Below are 16,124 nucleotides of genomic sequence, written 5' to 3'. Positions count from 1 at the left end.
ACGTCACCCGAGATAGGATTCGGAGAGCAGGTTCGAGAGGTCGAAGAGCCGCGACCGGCAGGCGAGCAGCGCCTCCGTGTCGAGCGTCTCCGGCAGTTCGGTCGCGATCTCGGTATGCGCGCGCATCACCTCGCGCGAGAGGCGCGAGAGCTGGCCGCCCGTCTCGGCGACCGGCAACAGGGCGACCTGATCGCGGATCTCGGTCATCTGGTAGAGGATCGAACGCGGGTTGCGGCCGTCGAGCGCCAGCAGGTCCATCACCGTCTCCCGGGTGGTGGCGACGGCGTAGCGGCGGAGGTGGGTCATGACGCTGTCGCCGATCTCGATCGCCATGTCGAGCGCGCCCTCCGGCGCCTCGGGCGCGCCGAGCCAGGCGAGCAGCCCCGCCATCTCCATCGCCCGCTCCATCGCCCGGCCGATCGCGAGGAAGCGCCAGCCGGTGAACCGGTACATGTTCTCGTGCACGAGGCCGGAGAAGCCGGTGAGCTTGCGCAGCAGCACACCCATCGCGCGCGCGCAGTCGTCGCCCGCGCGCGCCGTCCCCGCCATCTTGCGCGCGGTCCGCGAGAGGTCGTTCAGCGCCATCCAGCCGTCGGTGGAGAAACGGTCGCGCACATGGCTCGCGCTCATGGTCGCGGCGCCCAGCGTGGCGCGCAGCCCCTCGGGGATCTCCTCGGCGGGATCGACGCCGACATCGCTGAGATGCAGGTCGAGATAGGCGAGGAGCGGCGCCTCGGCGTCACCGGTCTCGGCCAGGCGGATGTGATGGGCGCGGATGAGCCGCATCATGCCCTCGGCCCGCTCGATGTATCGCCCGAGCCAGAAGAGATTGTCCGCCGCCCGGCTCGGCAGCGCGCCCTGACGGAGGCGCAGACCCGAGCCGCTTTCGGGCAGCATCGAGACGTTGATGACCGGCGCGGGGCCGACGATCCAGACATCCGCCGCCGAGCCGCCGCGCTGCATCGCGATGGCGGTCGGGTCCGGGGTCCGGCCGATGCGGGCGAAACCGCCGGGCATCACCTGCCAGCCGCGGTCGGTCCGAGCGACGAAGGCGCGCAGGCTGATCGGCCGCGGCACGAGCTTGCCGTCGACATGGGCCGGCGTTGTCGAGAGCGTCACCGCCTCCTGCCCGACGAGGCCCGAAGCCTCGGATTCGATCCAGGCGTCGATCTCCTCGCGCGTCCGGCCGGCGTGCCCGCCGCCGAGGAAGGTCGAGCCGTCGAGGTCGAAGGGGAGCCGGGTCGAGAGCGCCGCGCCGATCATCATCCGCGCGGCATTGGCGCGGACATGCGCGCGCTCGACCGGCTGACCGCACCACCAGGTCGCGATGTTCGGCAGCCGCAGCGCCTCGCCGCGCAGCGCCATCGAGATGCGGGGCAGGAAGGCGAGGAGCGCGCGCGTCTCGAGGATGCCGGAGCCGAGCGCGTTGACGAGGCTGACATTGCCCTTCCGCACGGCGCTGACGAGGCCGGGCGTGCCGATGCGCGAGCCCGGATTGAGTTCCAGCGGGTCGGCGAAGGCGGCGTCGAGCCGGCGCCAGAGCACGCCGATCGGCTTCGGCCCGGCGACGGTCCGGACCATGACGCGGCCCTGTTCGACGGTCAGATCCTCGCCTTCGAGCAGCAGGAAGCCGAGATAGCGCGCGATATAGGCGTGTTCGAAATAGGTGTCGTTGAGCTGCCCGGGCGTCATGATCGCAACGCGCGGGTCGCGGTCGTCGCAGAGCCGCTGCAGCGCGTCGCGGAAGGTGCGGAAGAACCCCGCGAGCCGGTGCGCGTTCGACTCGGCGTAGAGCTCCGAGAAGACCCGCGCCGTCGCCATCCGGTTCTCGAGCGCGAAACCCGCGCCCGAGGGCGCCTGCGTCCGGTCGCCGAGGACCCACCAGGTGCCGTCGGGACCGCGCCCGAGCTCGAAGGCGAGGAAGTGCAGGTAGTGCCCCGACCGCGGCTGGACACCGACGAGCGGGCGCAGCCATTCGGCACTGCGCGCGATCAGACTCCCCGGCAGCTGCCCGGTGCCGACGAGCCGGTTCGGCCCGTAGAGATCGGCGACCACCGCTTCCAGCAGGTCGGCCCGCTGGATCAGCCCCTCGGCGATGCCGTTCCACTCGGCCTCCTCGATCAGGACCGGGATATGGCTGAGCGGCCAGGCGCGTTCGGTCGAGAGGGTGTCGCCGTACTGGCGGAAGAAGACGCCCGCGTCGCGCAGGTACTGGTCGCCTTGTGCGAACCGCCCTGTGAGATCCTCGGGCGAGATCGCGGCGAGGTGGCGCATGAACTGCGACCAGACCGGCCGGATGTGGCCGGTCTGGTCAAGGAGTTCGTCCGCGACGCCTGGCAACGGTCGGTAGTCGGCGAGGAGACCGGCGATCGCATCGTCCGGTGCCAGGGCTTCGCGGGACCGCATGTTTTCACACCCCCGGCGATCTGCGGAGGTCGAGTGTCAGCGGGAAGGCGCGGTTCGGCATCTCCAGCGGCGGCAGGTAGAGACCCGGCGTATGGCCCCTGGCCTCGAAGCGCGCGAGGCGCCGCGCCTCGGCCTCGTTGCCATTGACCGGGAAGGTCTCGTAGTTGCGCCCGCCGGGATGGGCGACGTGATAGACGCAGCCCCCGAGGGCGCGGTTGCTCCAGGTGTCGAAGATGTCGAAGGTGAGCGGCGCATGGACCGGCACCACCGGATGCATCGCCTGCGCCGGCTGCCACGCCTTGTAGCGGACCCCGGCGACCGAGACGCCGCTCGTCCCGGTCGCGCCGAGCGGCAGGCGCCGACCGTTGCAGACCACCGCGTAGCGCTCGGGATTGGCGGTCGCGAGCTTCACCTGCAGCCGCTCGGTCGAGGAATCGGTGTAGCGCACCGTGCCGCCGATCGCGCCGGTCTCGCCCAGCACATGCCAGGGTTCGAGCGCGGCGCGCAATTCGAGATGCGCGCCTTCGTATTCGACCTCGCCGCAGAACGGGAAGCGGAACTCGGCCTGCGCTTCGAACCAGTCCGAGCGCATCTCGAACCCGTTCGCCGAGAGGTCGCGCAAGACGTCGAGGAAATCCTCCCAGACGAAATGCGGCAGCATGAAGCGGTCGTGCAGGGTCATGCCCCAGTGGGTGAATTCGCCTCCCAGGGGATGCGACCAGTAGCGCGCGATCAGGGCGCGGATCAGCAGCTGCTGCGCGAGCGACATGCGGGGATCGGGCGGCATCTCGAAGCCGCGGAATTCGACGAGCCCGAGGCGCCCGGTCGGCCCGTCCGGCGAATAGAGCTTGTCGATGCAGATCTCGGCCCGGTGCGTGTTGCCGGTCACATCGACCAGCAGGTTGCGCAACAGCCGGTCCACGAGCCAGGGCAGGGGCTGGACCCCCTGGCCCGGCGGCGGCATCTGCGCCAGCGCGATCTCGAGCTCGTAGAGCCCGTCATGCCGCGCCTCGTCCACCCGCGGCGCCTGGCTGGTCGGGCCGATGAAGAGGCCCGAGAACAGATAGGACATCGAGGGATGGCGCTGCCAGTGCAGGATCAGGCTCCGTAGCAGGTCGGGCCGGCGCAGGAACGGGCTGTCGAGCGTGCTGGCGCCGCCGACGACCACGTGATTGCCGCCGCCGGTGCCGGTATGGCGGCCGTCGATCATGAACTTGTCGGCGCCGAGCCGGCTCTGGCGGGCCTGCTCATAGACCGTCTCGGTGATGAAGACGCAGTCGTCCCAGCTGTGCGACGGCTGGATGTTCACCTCGATGACGCCGGGATCGGGCGCGACACGGATCACGTTGAGCCGCGGGTCATGCGGCGGCGCGTAGCCCTCGATATGGATCGGCAGGTTCATCGCCCGCGCCGCGGCCTCGGCGGCGGAAATGAGCTCGAGATAATCCTCCAGCCGCTCGACCGGCGGCATGAAGACACAGAGCCGCCCGTCGCGCGGCTCGACCGAGAGCGCCGTGCGCACCGCGCCATCGAGTTCGCCGATGTGCTGCTCGATGCGCTCCTGCACCGGCTCGGCGGCCGCGAAACTCGCCGGCCGGTTCGGCCGGATCTGGGGCGCGGGCACGTTGAAGGTCGGAAGCGCGCCGCGCGGCTCGGTCGGGTCGGCGACATTGGTATAGGGATAGGACGAGGGCGGCACATAAGGGAGCGAGGAGAGCGGAATCCGGTAGCCGACCGGGCTGTCTCCCGGCACCAGGAACAGGAACTTCCGCCGCAGCCGCCAGCGCTCCGAGCGCCACCGCGCCGCCCCCGAGGCGCGGGCCTGCCAGCGCTGCACCGGCAGGACGAAGCCAGACGGCTCGGTCAGCCCGCGGGCGAAGACCCGGCTGATCCGGTGGCGTTCCTCCGCGTCCTCGAGCTTCGAATTCTCCGGCGTTACGTTCTCCGGCAGGTTCGCTTCCTTCAGTATCCACGTCGCCGGGTCCTCGAAGGCGGGGATGACGAGGTCATGATCGACGCCGAGCGCGTCGGCGATTCCCATCAGCAGCTGCTCCGCCTCGTTCGGGCCGACGCCGGTCTCCTTGCCCTCGACCGCGATCAGATCCGCGTTCGACCAGATCGGCTGGCCGTCACGGCGCCAGTAGAGCGAGAAGGTCCAGCGCGGCAGGGTCTCGCCCGGATACCACTTGCCCTGTCCGTAGTGCAGGAAGCCGCCCGGCGCGAACCGGTCGCGCAGCCGCCGGATCAGCGTGTCGGCGCGACCGCGCTTGGTCGGCCCGACCGCGTCGGTGTTCCACTCGCCGCTCTCGAAATCGTCGATCGAGACGAAGGTCGGCTCACCGCCCATCGTGAGCCGCACATCGCCCTCGGCGAGCGCCCGGTCGACCTTGGCGCCGACCTCGTTGAGCGCCGCCCAGGCCTCCTCGGAATAGGGTTTGGTGATGCGCGGATGCTCGGAGACGCGGCTGATCCTCATGTCGAAGTCGAAATCGACCTCGGCGTAGCTCGCCATGCCCGAGATCGGCGCGGCGTTGCGGTAATGCGGGGTCGCGGCGAGCGGCACATGGCTCTCGCCGGTCAGCAGGCCCGAGGTCGGGTCGAGGCCGATCCAGCCCGCGCCGGGCAGGTAGACCTCGCACCAGGCATGCAGGTCGGTGAAATCGTGATCGGTGCCCGCCGGCCCGTCGAGCGCGACGAGGTCGGGCTTGAGCTGGATGAGATAGCCCGAGACGAACCGCGCCGCGAGTCCGAGGTTGCGCAGCGCCTGCACCATGAGCCAGCTCGAATCGCGGCACGAGCCGGTCCCGCGCTCGAAGGTCTCCTCCGGCGTCTGCACGCCCGGCTCCATCCGGATGACGTAGCCCACTTCCTGCGAGACGCGGGCGTTGAGCGCGACGATGAAATCGACGGTCCGCGCCCTCTCGCGGGGAATCGTGTCGAGGAAGGCCCGGAGCCTGGGGCCGGCCGGCTCCGGCGCGCGGTAGATCGAGAGATCCTCCCGGAGGTCCTCGGGATAGTCGAACGGCCATTCCTCCGCCGTTTCCTCGACGAAGAAGTCGAACGGATTGTAGACCGTCATGTCGGCGACGAGATCGACCTCGATCTTGAGCTCGCTCACCGGCTCCGGGAAGACGAACCGCGCGAGCCAGTTGCCGTAGGGGTCCTGCTGGTGGTTGACGAAATGCCCGCCCGGGCTGACGCGGAGCGTATGCGAGATGACGCGGGTGCGCGAATGCGGCGCGGGGCGGAGCCGGATCACCTGCGGGCCGAGCGTGACCGGACGATCGTACTTGTAGTGCGTCAGGTGATAGATGGCGGCCTTGATCGACATGCGTTCTCCGGCTTTCGGATGCGGTTTTCGCGCGAGGTTGGCAAAAGTTCGGCGGGCGCGGCAAGGCTTTTCGGCGGCGGCGCGCGTCGGGCGGGTTCAAATGCCCCGACGAGACCGTTCCCGACCGGCGAATGGTCGAAGAGCGAGCAGTCGTTCGCTCGGCGCGGGATCGCGGCGTCGCGGGTCTTGTCGGGGGCCTTGTCGGTGGCCTTCGTGACGGGTGGCGATGACCGGTGTTACTGGCCGATCACGGCCCGCCACGGTCGATCGCGGATATTCCGCGCGCGTCCGGTCCCGCTTTGCCAAGGCCCGCCAAGGCCACTAGGGTACCGTCGGGACGGACCCGCCGCCGGGACCGGCATCCGGCCGGGCGTCGCGCGCCGAAGCAATCCTCCACACGGGAGAATGGACGAGAATGCGCCCGAACAGGCCTGAAATCAACGGTGGCGCCGCGCCGCGCGGGATCGCCGGCGGGGGTGCGCGGTGATCTTCTCCGTCCTCGGGATCATCGCGCCGGTCTTCATCATCATCGCGACCGGCTACACGGCGGTGCGGTCGGGCTATGTCGAGGAGGGGACGCTGCGCGGCCTGGGCGCCTTCGTCTTCAAGATCGCGATGCCCGCGCTCATCCTCTCGGCGATCACGAGCGCGCCGCTCGGCCAGACGATGAACCACACCTATCTGCTCGGCTATGGCGGCGCGACCTTCGGGCTTTTCGTCTTCGGCTTCGTGGTGTCGCGCCGGGTCTTCGGGCGGGAGGTGACGCCCGCGGCGGTGCGCGCGCTCGGCGTCTGCGGCTCGAATACCGGCTTCATGGGCTATCCGATCGCGATCATGGTGATCGGACCGGCCTCGGCCGGCGTCTTCGCGCAGAACATGGTGATCGAGAACATGCTGATCCTGCCCGCCGCGATGGCGATCGCGGAAGCGGGGCTCGGCCGGCCCAGATCGCGCCGCGCGCTCCTGCGGGTCATGGCGATGAGCCTCGCGCGCAATCCGCTCATGATCGCGATCGTTCTCGGCGCCACCATCTCGGCGGCCGGGATCACCCCGCCGCAGCCGATCGCGAAGCCGATCTCGATGCTCGCGGCCGTCGCGGCGCCGCTCGCGCTCTTCGTCGTCGGCGGCACGCTCGCGGGGCTCGAGACCGACAACCTGCCGACCGGCGTCGGCCGCGTCGTCGCGGGCAAGCTCATCCTCCATCCGGCGCTGGTCGCCCTCGTGCTCTGGGCGCTCGAGGTCGATCCCGCCACCTTCGCCACCGGCGTGATCTTCGCAGGCTCGCCGATCATGGGCATGTACCCGATCATCGGCGGCCGCTTCGGCGAGGGAAAGCTCACCGCGACCGCGCTCTTCGTCGCGACGGTCTGCTCGGCGATCACGCTCTCGGTGATCCTTTGGCTCCTGGGGCACTGGGGGCTGGTGGAAATCTGAGGGGGCGATGGGCCTCAGTTCGCGTTCAGACCATGCGCCCTCGCTCCGAGCTTCTGTTTCCAGAACACTTCGCGCGCGATGATCTCATCACGCGACATGTCGGGAGACGCGATCTCCAGAATCGAAACGGCGTAATCCCGATCGCCACGCTGGCGCAGAATGACGTTGCCGCCATGTCCGTTGGCGGCATAGGCGTCCCACCGTCCCATGAATCCGTCCTGCCCGGCGGCCGACCCTACATACTGCGAGCCATCACCCGCGACGAGGAGATAGACACCGCGGACGGAGCCAAGCGCCGCCCGCCATGCCTGAGGGATGAAGGCGAGGTTGGCGACCCGTTCGGAGAAGGCGGAAAATCCGGGGAAGGCAGGCTCCCGCGCGTCGATGCGGAGTTCGAGAATCTCCCTCTCGCCCCGATGCGCCCATTGAGACCAAGCTATCGGCCCCCGCCAACGGATCAAGATGCGCTCGGTGTAGGGCTCAAACGTGTCGAGCCATTCCAGATCGAAAGCTTCCACGCCCTGGCGCCCGCGTTCGGTCTCGATGATCGTATCGTCGCGCAGAACCGGAAGCCGACCGCCATCCCAAGCCCATCTGTCGAGGATGCGCGTCGCTCCGACGAACAGCGCCGTCGCGTCACCGTTTGCCAAGGTGGGGCCAATGATGAAGTGACACCCAACCTCCGCGTCTCTGTAGGGAGATCGCGCCCCTCCCTGAAAGCTCGCGAAACACCCGAACCGGAGCTTGCCTCCCGTTCGCCAGGCTGCGAGCCCCCGGTCATCGTGCCGCAACAGTCGAATACGAACGGAGCGCGGATCAAGGCCGGAGCGCGTCAGAAGCTCGTCGAAATAGAACACCTCGCCCTCACACCCCCACGTACCGCTGAAACACTTCCGCCCGCGGGTCCAGTCCCTCCGCCGCCAGCGTCTCCGCCACCTCGCCGTTGACGAGGAAGACCACGCGGTCGGCCACGCTCAGGACCGCTTCGATGCGCTGCTCCACCAGCACGACCGCCACGCCCTCGGCCTTGAGCCGCAGGACGGTTTCGCGGATGAGGGCGATCATCGAGGGTTGCAGCCCTTCGGTCGGCTCGTCGAGGAGGAGCGCGGAGGGTTCGAGGCAGAGCGCGCGGGCGATGGCGAGCATCTGCTGTTCGCCGCCCGAGAGCGTGCCCGAGACCTGACCCAGCCGCTCGCGAAGCCTGGGGAAGAGGCCGAGCACCTTCTCGCGGGTGGCGGCGCCCTTCCGCCGCGTCATCAGGCCGATTTCGAGGTTCTCGGCCACCGTCAGTTCCGCGAAGAGTCTGCGGCCCTGCGGCACATAGCCGATGCCGTGGCCGGGGACGCGGTGCGGCGGCAGGCCGGTCAGCTCGGTTCCGCCGAGCGTGACCTTGCCGGCGGTGACGCGGGCGAGGCCGAGGATGGCCTTGAGAAGCGTCGATTTGCCGGCGCCGTTGCGGCCCATCACGCAGACTACTTCGCCGGGGGCGACGGCGAGGCTCACGCCCCTGAGGATCGGCACCCCGCCGTAGTCGGCGTCGATCGCGGCGACTTCGAGCATCATCCCCCCAGATAGGCGGCCTGCACGGCCGGGTTGGCGCGGATCTCGTCGGGCGTGCCCTCGGCGAGTTTCGCGCCGAAGTTCAGGACCGTGATCCGCTCCGCGAGGCTCATCACCAGGTCCATGTTGTGTTCGATGAGCAGGATCGTGGTCTCGGGCACCAGCGCGCGGACCACATCCTTGAACCGCTCGATCTCGGCATTCGCAAGCCCCTGCGTCGGCTCGTCGAGGATCAGGAGCCGGGGTTCGAGCGCCAGCCCCATCGCGATCTCGACGAGCCGCTGGTGGCCGTAGGAGAGATCGCCCGCCCGATCGCGCGCCTCCGGGCCGAGGCCGACCCGCTCCAGCGCCGCCTCGGTCCGCTGGGCGAGCTCCGCCGCGCCGAGCCGCTGGGCCGCGAGCTCGACATTCCCGAAGGCGGTGAGGCGCGGAAAGATCGAGGTGATCTGGAACGTATAGGCGATGCCGAGCCGGACGCGAGCATGGGCGGGCATCCCCGTGATGTCGCGGCTCTCGAAGCGGATCGTGCCCGAGGTCGGCTCGATCCTTCCGCAGAGCAGGCTGACGAAGGTGGTCTTGCCGGCGCCGTTCGGCCCGATCAGAGCGTGGATCTCGCCCCGGTTCAGGTCGAAATCCACGCCATCGACCGCCGTCAGCCCGCCGAAGCGTTTCGTCAGTCCGCGCGCTTCGAGGATCACGGCAGCCATGGCAGCGCCTTCTCCCTGAGCGTGCCAAGGATGCCCTTCGGCGCGAAGAGCACGAGTGCCAGGAGCGCCGCGCCGATGACGCCGAGCGTCGCCGTGGTGATCCCGCTTGCGAGATCGACGAGGTAGAACATGACGAGCGTGCCGAGGAACGGTCCGAGCACGGTGCCGGCACCACCCATCAGCACCCAGAGCATCGGCAGGATCGAATACTGGATGCCTGCGAAACCCGCGCCGACATAGCCGAAGCCGAGCCCGTAGAGCGCGCCGGCGGTCCCGGCGTAGAGGCCCGAGATCGTGAGCGCGATCAGCCGGTAGCGGAACGGGTCGTAGCCGAGCATCCGGGCGCGCTCCGCGTTCTCGCGCATCGCGACGAGCACCCGGCCCAGGCCCGAGCGCACGATGAGGAGCGAGCCGATGAGCGCCAGGGCGAAGACCGCGAAGGCGACGAAGAAGCGCGTGCTCTCGTCGGCGAGATTGAGCCCGCCGAGCCAGCGCGCCGCGTCGGGCAGCACGAGGCCCTCGTCGCCCCGGGTGATGTCGCCATTGTGGAGGATCGTGAGATACCCCGCCTGGGCGAACATCAGCGTCACGATCATGAAGGCGGTGCCGGTGGTCCGGAGCGCGAGCAGGCCGGTCACCAGCGCGACGAGCCCGCCCGCGGCGATCCCGGCGAGAAGCGCTGGCATCCCGCTCCATCCGCCGAGCGTGGCGCCGAGGCCGGCCGCGTACATCCCCGCCCCGAAGAAGAGCGCATGGCCGAGGCTGAGCAGCCCCGTGTAGCCGAAGGCGATGTTGTAGCCCATCGCGAAGACCGCCAGCACCATGACGCGCGTAAGATTCGCGTGGTGATAGGCGGGCAGGGCGAAGCTGGCCGCGAGGAGCAGCGCGAGGAAGGCGACATGGCCGAACAGGATGCGGTCGGCCTTCATCGCGCGCGCTGCCCGAAGAGCCCCTCGGGGCGGAAGACCAGCACCAGCGCCACGGCGAGGGTCGCGAGGATCTTGGCGAGCGTGGGCGAGAAGAAGACGGAGATCATCCCCTCGCCGACACCGATCATCAGCGCCGCGACGATCGTGCCCCTGAGCGAGCCGAGCCCGCCGATGATGACGACGATGAAGGAGAGAAGCAGCGGGTCGCCGCCCATGAGGTAATGCGCCTGGCTGATCGGCACGATCAGCACCGCGCCGATCGCCGCGAGCGCGGCGCCGAGTGCGAAGACGCCGGCATAGACGCGGTCGACATCGATCCCGAAGGCCTGGGCGGTGCGCTGGTCGTATTGCGTCGCCCGCATCACGAGCCCGAAACGCGTCCGGGCCATCAGCGCCCAGAGCCCGCCGAGCACTACCACCGCCGCGGCGATGACGAAGAGCTTGTAGCCCGAATAGCCGAACCAGGGCAGCCTTATGCGCCAATCGAAGGGCGGCGCGACCGGACGCGCATCGGGTCCGTAGAAACTCAGCGCCCCCTGCTGCAGCAGGTAGAGCAGCCCGATGGTCGCGACGATCGTCGCCTCGGGATCGTAATTCAGCCGCTTCAGCACCAGTCGGTCGGCCAGCGCCGCGATCGACCCCACGACGAGCGGGCTGACCGCGAGCGCGAGCGCGAAGCCGAGCCAAGGCGGGCCGCCCACGTTCGCGGTGACGAACCAGGCGACGACGGCGCCGAGCATGAAGAACTCGCCATGCGCGACATTGACGACGCGCATCACGCCGAAGACGAGGCTGAGCCCGGCCGCGGTCAGTGCCAGCACCGCGGCCGAGGTCAGGCCCTCGAGCGCGGCGAGCAGGAGATAGGGGCCGAGCGACACCGGGTCAGAACGGGCGCGTGGTGTAATCCACCTCGTCGGGATAGAGCCCGTCCTCGATCGAGGTGGTGTGGACCCGGATCAGCTTGCCGCCCTCGACCTTCGAGATGTGCTGGACCCCGAAGACCTGATGGGTGCGGCCGTTGAAGACCTTCTCGCCCTGCGGATGGTCGTTCGAATAGGGCATCTCCGTCATGGCCTCGAAAGCCTCGACCAGCTTCTGGCCATCGGCGCGGCCCTGGAAACCGGCCGCCTCCATCGCCGTCTTCATCGCGAAGAGCGTCTCCCAGGTCGAGAACATGTGCGAATAGGTCGAGACATTGCCCGCGTCCTCGACCGCGGCGCCGTTCGCATCGACTCCCACCGCCTCGCGGTAGAAGGTCTCGACCGGCGAGGCGTCCTCCTGGAGATAGCGGCAGTGGCCCTCCCAGAAATGCGTGCCTTCGAGGAATTCGAGCCCGCCGCTCGACATGTCTATGCCTTCGAGCGAATCGACGAAGCCGAAGATCGCCGGATGTTCGCCGCCGGAATAGAACTCGCCGAGTTCCTTGACGAAGGTCAGGACGGCGGGGCCGACCATCACGTGATAGATGACCTCGGTCTCCATCGGAATCCGGGGGAAATAGCGCGTGAAGGAAGTCTCGGTCGGCGGAATGCCGATCTCCGCGACCACCTCTCCACCCTGCGCCGCCATCGCGGCCTTGAAGTTGTCGCGGTGATCGTAGCCGAAGGCGTAGTCCGGGTAGATGACCGTCACCTTCTTGCCGAGATTGCCCGAGACCCAGGGCGCCATCGCCTGAACCTGGCTCTTCACATCGGTGATGCCGGGCTGGAGCGTCCAGCGGTTGAGCGCGCCCGAAGCGACGTGATGGCCCTCGGAACAGACGAGATAGGGCATCTTCAACTCGGCCGCGCGCGGCGCGGTGCCGACGACGACGTGGCTGAAGAGCGCGCCGAAGACCGCGTCGCAGTTCAGCTGCGTCGCGAATTTCTCCATCACCTCGGCGCCGCGTTTCGGATCGGTGCCGTCATCCTCGAACAGGATCTCGACCGGACGGCCGCCGATGCCGCCATTGGCGTTCAGGACTTCGAGCGCCGCGCGCGCCGTGCGTTCGTACCAGCGCCCGTAGGTGGCGCCGATCCCCGTCCGGTGCACCTGGAAGCCGAAGCGAAGCGGCGCGGAGCCCTGTGCCTGGATGAACCCCGGGAAGGCGCCCGAAGCGGCGATCAGCCCGCCGCCCGCGGCCATCCCGCGCAACAGGCCGCGGCGCGTCGTCCCGGCGGGAACTAGGCTCTTCGTCATGTCTCGGGCTCCCTGATCATCCGGCGGGGTCACGCCGCCCTCTCCCGGCCGCGAGATTGTCGGGCGCGCCTGCGATTGTCTACCCTTGCCGGTGCTTGGCCTTGCCGGTGTCTGGCCTTGCCGGGTGGCGATGCGCCGTCACGGTGGAAGGCTTTCGGACTATACTCCAGCGGCGGCCGAATCGGTCGGGACGCTTTCATGGAGGGTGGCGATGCGGCGCAAGATGCTCACGGGTCTCCTGCTTGGTCTTGTCCTCGGCTCGGGAGGGGCCGGGCGCGCCGACCCGCTGCTCGAGGAGATGGTCGGGTTCGACGGCGTGGTCGCCTCGCTCAGCGTGAGCGCGCCGGCTTTCGTTCTCGGGGCCATCCGGAATGGCGAGACGGCGGTTCAGGGCTTCGGCGATCGCGGCGACGGGAAGCCGCCCGATGGCGATACGCTGTTTCGGATCGGCTCGGTCAGCAAGGTCTTCTGCGGCTCCGCGCTCGCGCGTCTCGTCGCGGATGGCCAGGTGGCCCTGACCGATACGCTCGAATCCCGCGCCGGTTTCGACGGCGTGACCTTTCCCGAGCGCGACGGCGCGGCGATTCGCCTGATCGATCTCGTCACGCATTCCGCCGGCCTGCCCCGCGAGGTGCCCGCCCAGCCCGGTCCGCCCGACGACCCCTTCGCCGGCAATACCCCGGAGGCGCAGCGCGCCGGGCTCAGCGCGCCGCTCCTCTTCACGCCCGCACGCGGGATGCGCTATTCCAACTACGGTTTCGACCTGCTCGGCACCGCGATCGCGCATACGGCCGGTCGCCCTTACGCGGATTACCTCGCCGAACACGTGCTGACGCCGAACGGGATGAGTGACACGACCTTCTCGCCCTCGCCGGAACAGGAGCCGCGGCTGATGCGCGGGCATGATTTCTCCGGCGCCCCGATGCCCTTCGCGCCGACCCCGGTCACCATCGAATGCGCGGGCGGGCTCTATTCGACGCCGAACGACATGCTGCGCTGGCTCTCCTGGCAGCTCGACCTGGCATCGGACGAGGACGCGGAGTGGCGGCTTCTCGGACAGGCCGCCTGGCGCCAGCGCGACGGGCTGGCGCCGGTCTCCGGCCTCGACGAGGGCGGCGAGATGGGAGCCATGGGGCTCGCCTGGGTCATCATGCCGCCGGAGGGCAACCGCCCGCTCATCATGCAGAAGAGCGGCGGGTTGCAGGGCATCTTTTCCTTCGTGGCGATGGCGCCCGGCCGGGGCGTCGCCGTCTTCGGCGCGATCAACCAGTTCGATGTCGCGGGCTTCCCGGTGCTGGTCGAGACGGTCACCGATCTCGTCGCGGCGCTCGCGCCCCGTTGAAGCCGCCTCCGCGCACGGATTTCCGCTGTCCCGCGGGCCTTCCGGCCGAGTTGCCGCCCCGCGGAATATGTGCGATCAAGCTTGCGACAGACATTAGCTTCGGGGTCTCCCAGCATGATCGATTTCGCAGCCGCGCGCGAAGCCATGGTCGACTGCCAGGTCCGTCCTTCGGACGTCACCCGGTATCCCATCATCGAGGCGATGCTGGCCATTCCGCGCGAGGAATACCTGCCCGAGTCGCAGCGGCCGGTCGCCTATCTCGGCGAGCACATGCCGCTCGCGCCCGGGCGGGTGCTGCTCGACCCGCGGGTCTTCGCGAAGATGCTCGACGCGATCAACGTGACCTCCTCCGACCTCGTGCTCGATATCGGCTGTGGCCGCGGCTATTCCAGCGCGGTGCTGGCGCGGATGTCGGAAGCGGTGATCGCGCTCGAAGATGTGCCGGAACTGGCGGAGCAGGCGGAAGAGATCCTGTCGGCGCAATCCGTCGACAATGTGATCGTCGAATCGGGCAAGCTCGCGGAGGGTGTCCCGGGCCAGGGCCCCTATGACGCGATCATCATCGAGGGGGGCGTCGAGGTGCTCCCCGATGCGATCACCGATCAGCTCAAGATCGGCGGCCGTATCGTCGCGATCTTTCTCGAAGGGCGGGGCGGTCAGGCCCGGCTCGGCATCAAGATGGATCATGGCATCGCCTGGCGGCGGATCTTCGACGCCTCGGCGCCGAAACTATCCGGTTTCGAAACCGCGAAAGCGTTTGTATTCTGACCGGGATGAAACCATAGTTCGGCCACGAGCCCGGCCAGCGGGCCGACCGAGCAGTGAACCGAGGACAGAATGCGCGAGAGCCTCCGACCTTTACTGAAAACAACGGCCGCGTTGGCCGTGACGGCCACGCTGGCGATGCCGGGCTCCGGCTCCGCTGAGACATTGGCCGACGCGCTGGTGAAAGCCTATCAGACCAGCCCGACGCTGCAGGCGGCCCGCGCGGCGCTGCGTTCGGTCGATGAGGAACTGCCGCAGGCGACCTCGGCGAAGAAGATCCAGTCGCAGCTCTCCGCGGCCGCGAATGCGATCACGACCTCGGACGACGATTACAACGACATTCCAGACTATTACAACGCGTCGCTCGAAGCGAGCCTCCTGCTCTACGACCACGGCCAGACCGCCGCGGCGGTGGAATCCGCGCGCATGTCGATCGCCGCGGCGCGGGCCGATCTGCTCGATGTCGAGCAGCAGGTGCTCTACGCGGCGGTCGCGGCCTATATGGACGTGCGGCGGGGGCAGGAGCTTCTCGCGATCGCCCGCAACGACGTCGATGTGCTCGACGAGCAGCTTCGCGCGATCAACAACCGCTTCGACGTGGGCGAGGTGACGCGGACCGACGTCAGCCTGACCGAGGCGCAGATGCAGGCCTCGCGCGCGCAACTGGCGCTCGCCGAAGGCAACCTGCAGACCGCGCGACAGGCCTATCTCGCCGCGGTCGGCACGCTGCCGGTCGATCTCGAGGCACCGCCGCCGGCGCCGGCCCTGACGCGCAACGTGCAAGAGGCGGTCGCGATCGGCCTCCGGAGCAATCCGCAGATCGTGTCGTCGCAGTTCGCCGAGCGCGGCGCCGTCGCCGATTTCGACCGCGCCCGCGCCGCGAAGGGTCCCACCGTCTCGCTCACGGGCTCCTACGGCTATCAGGGCTACAACCGCTATCAGGGCTATGACCGCATGGTCGGCTCGGTGGGGGTGAACGGCAGCATTCCCCTCACCACGGGCGGCAATCTCGACAGCGTCGTGCGGCAGGCCCAGCAGGTCGTGGATCAGCGCAAGTCGGAACTGCAGGCCGCCGGTCGCGACGTGACGCAGAGCGTCAACGCCGCCTGGATTCAGCTTCGCGTCGCGCGCGCGACGATCCTCGCCAACCAGCGCGAGCTCGATGCCTCGCGGATCGCCTATGAGGGCGTGGTCGAGGAGGCCCGGCTCGGGGCCCGTTCTACGCTCGACGTCTTGACCTCGAACCAGGACCGGCTGGAGGCCGAGGCCGAACTCGTGACCTCGCGCCGCGACGAATACGTCGCCGCCTACGCGGTCCTGCAGGCGATGGGGCTGCTCACGACGCAGCAGCTCAAGCTCGGGGTCGAACGCTACGATCCCGACATCTATTTCAACCAGGTCCGGTCCGGCCCGCGCGGAGGCTACGACACCTCCGCCGTCGACCGCATCCGTGCCCGCTGGGAGCGGTGACG

General features: G+C 69.0%; 12 protein-coding genes. 4 read left to right on the top strand and 8 right to left on the bottom strand.

Going from position 1 to position 16,124, the window contains the following annotated elements:
- Positions 1-3: 3 nt before the first annotated feature.
- Positions 4-2,406: a circularly permuted type 2 ATP-grasp protein gene (locus ACLJK8_RS05890; protein WP_413149174.1), complete on the bottom strand. Its 2,403-nt coding sequence runs from the start codon at positions 2,404-2,406 to the stop codon at positions 4-6.
- A 4-nt stretch (positions 2,407-2,410) separates the two neighbouring features.
- Complete coding sequence (locus ACLJK8_RS05885) at positions 2,411-5,737, bottom strand: DUF2126 domain-containing protein (protein WP_413149173.1); 3,327 nt, start codon at positions 5,735-5,737, stop codon at positions 2,411-2,413.
- A 483-nt stretch (positions 5,738-6,220) separates the two neighbouring features.
- On the opposite strand from ACLJK8_RS05885, the gene ACLJK8_RS05880 reads away from it, so the two are divergent.
- Positions 6,221-7,171, top strand: coding sequence for an AEC family transporter (locus tag ACLJK8_RS05880; protein ID WP_413149172.1), 951 nt, complete (start codon positions 6,221-6,223; stop codon positions 7,169-7,171).
- A 14-nt stretch (positions 7,172-7,185) separates the two neighbouring features.
- Here the strand turns inward: ACLJK8_RS05880 and ACLJK8_RS05875 are convergent, their stop codons facing one another.
- The 6 genes from ACLJK8_RS05875 to ACLJK8_RS05850 all read right to left on the bottom strand — a co-directional run bounded on the left by ACLJK8_RS05875 (position 7,186) and on the right by ACLJK8_RS05850 (position 12,545).
- Positions 7,186-7,821, bottom strand: a complete 636-nt coding sequence (locus tag ACLJK8_RS05875; protein WP_413149171.1) for a GIY-YIG nuclease family protein — start codon at positions 7,819-7,821, stop codon at positions 7,186-7,188.
- A 214-nt stretch (positions 7,822-8,035) separates the two neighbouring features.
- The gene (locus tag ACLJK8_RS05870) at positions 8,036-8,731 is read right to left on the bottom strand and encodes an ABC transporter ATP-binding protein (protein WP_413149170.1); all 696 of its coding nucleotides are present in this window, start codon (positions 8,729-8,731) and stop codon (positions 8,036-8,038) included.
- Positions 8,731-9,438, bottom strand: a complete 708-nt coding sequence (locus ACLJK8_RS05865; RefSeq protein ID WP_413149169.1) for an ABC transporter ATP-binding protein — start codon at positions 9,436-9,438, stop codon at positions 8,731-8,733. Before ACLJK8_RS05865 ends, ACLJK8_RS05870 begins: the two co-directional genes overlap by 1 nt.
- The gene (locus tag ACLJK8_RS05860) at positions 9,426-10,367 is read right to left on the bottom strand and encodes a branched-chain amino acid ABC transporter permease (protein WP_413149168.1); all 942 of its coding nucleotides are present in this window, start codon (positions 10,365-10,367) and stop codon (positions 9,426-9,428) included. Before ACLJK8_RS05860 ends, ACLJK8_RS05865 begins: the two co-directional genes overlap by 13 nt.
- Entirely contained in the window at positions 10,364-11,245 is an 882-nt protein-coding gene (locus ACLJK8_RS05855) for a branched-chain amino acid ABC transporter permease (RefSeq protein ID WP_413149167.1), read from the bottom strand. Before ACLJK8_RS05855 ends, ACLJK8_RS05860 begins: the two co-directional genes overlap by 4 nt.
- 4 nt (positions 11,246-11,249) lie before the next feature.
- The gene (locus ACLJK8_RS05850) at positions 11,250-12,545 is read right to left on the bottom strand and encodes an ABC transporter substrate-binding protein (protein WP_413149166.1); all 1,296 of its coding nucleotides are present in this window, start codon (positions 12,543-12,545) and stop codon (positions 11,250-11,252) included.
- Positions 12,546-12,756: 211 nt separating this feature from the next.
- Between ACLJK8_RS05850 and ampH the strand changes: the two genes are divergently transcribed.
- The 3 genes from ampH to ACLJK8_RS05835 all read left to right on the top strand — a co-directional run bounded on the left by ampH (position 12,757) and on the right by ACLJK8_RS05835 (position 16,122).
- Positions 12,757-13,887, top strand: coding sequence for a D-alanyl-D-alanine-carboxypeptidase/endopeptidase AmpH (gene ampH / locus ACLJK8_RS05845; RefSeq protein ID WP_413149165.1), 1,131 nt, complete (start codon positions 12,757-12,759; stop codon positions 13,885-13,887).
- A 114-nt stretch (positions 13,888-14,001) separates the two neighbouring features.
- Positions 14,002-14,655: a protein-L-isoaspartate O-methyltransferase family protein gene (locus tag ACLJK8_RS05840; RefSeq protein ID WP_413149164.1), complete on the top strand. Its 654-nt coding sequence runs from the start codon at positions 14,002-14,004 to the stop codon at positions 14,653-14,655.
- A gap of 69 nt (positions 14,656-14,724) precedes the next feature.
- On the top strand, positions 14,725-16,122 hold the full coding sequence (locus tag ACLJK8_RS05835) for a TolC family outer membrane protein (RefSeq protein ID WP_413149163.1): 1,398 nt from the start codon (positions 14,725-14,727) through the stop codon (positions 16,120-16,122).
- The last annotated feature ends 2 nt before the right edge of the window (positions 16,123-16,124 follow it).

The sequence above is a fragment of the Amaricoccus sp. W119 genome (assembly GCF_047275745.1).
Lineage (GTDB): Bacteria > Pseudomonadota > Alphaproteobacteria > Rhodobacterales > Rhodobacteraceae > Amaricoccus.
Note: the sequence above shows the minus strand (reverse complement) of the source record. Positions and strands in the feature narration are given on the sequence as shown.

Bases quoted from the DNA above. Each gene is read 5' to 3' on its own strand.
- ACLJK8_RS05865 (WP_413149169.1), bottom strand. From the start codon at position 9,438: ATGGCTGCCGTGATCCTCGAAGCGCGCGGACTGACGAAACGCTTCGGC.
- ACLJK8_RS05840 (WP_413149164.1), top strand. From the start codon at position 14,002: ATGATCGATTTCGCAGCCGCGCGCGAAGCCATGGTCGACTGCCAGGTC.
- ACLJK8_RS05835 (WP_413149163.1), top strand. From the start codon at position 14,725: ATGCGCGAGAGCCTCCGACCTTTACTGAAAACAACGGCCGCGTTGGCC.
- ampH (WP_413149165.1), top strand. From the start codon at position 12,757: ATGCGGCGCAAGATGCTCACGGGTCTCCTGCTTGGTCTTGTCCTCGGC.
- ACLJK8_RS05860 (WP_413149168.1), bottom strand. From the start codon at position 10,367: ATGAAGGCCGACCGCATCCTGTTCGGCCATGTCGCCTTCCTCGCGCTG.
- ACLJK8_RS05850 (WP_413149166.1), bottom strand. From the start codon at position 12,545: ATGACGAAGAGCCTAGTTCCCGCCGGGACGACGCGCCGCGGCCTGTTG.
- ACLJK8_RS05885 (WP_413149173.1), bottom strand. From the start codon at position 5,737: ATGTCGATCAAGGCCGCCATCTATCACCTGACGCACTACAAGTACGAT.
- ACLJK8_RS05890 (WP_413149174.1), bottom strand. From the start codon at position 2,406: ATGCGGTCCCGCGAAGCCCTGGCACCGGACGATGCGATCGCCGGTCTC.
- ACLJK8_RS05870 (WP_413149170.1), bottom strand. From the start codon at position 8,731: ATGCTCGAAGTCGCCGCGATCGACGCCGACTACGGCGGGGTGCCGATC.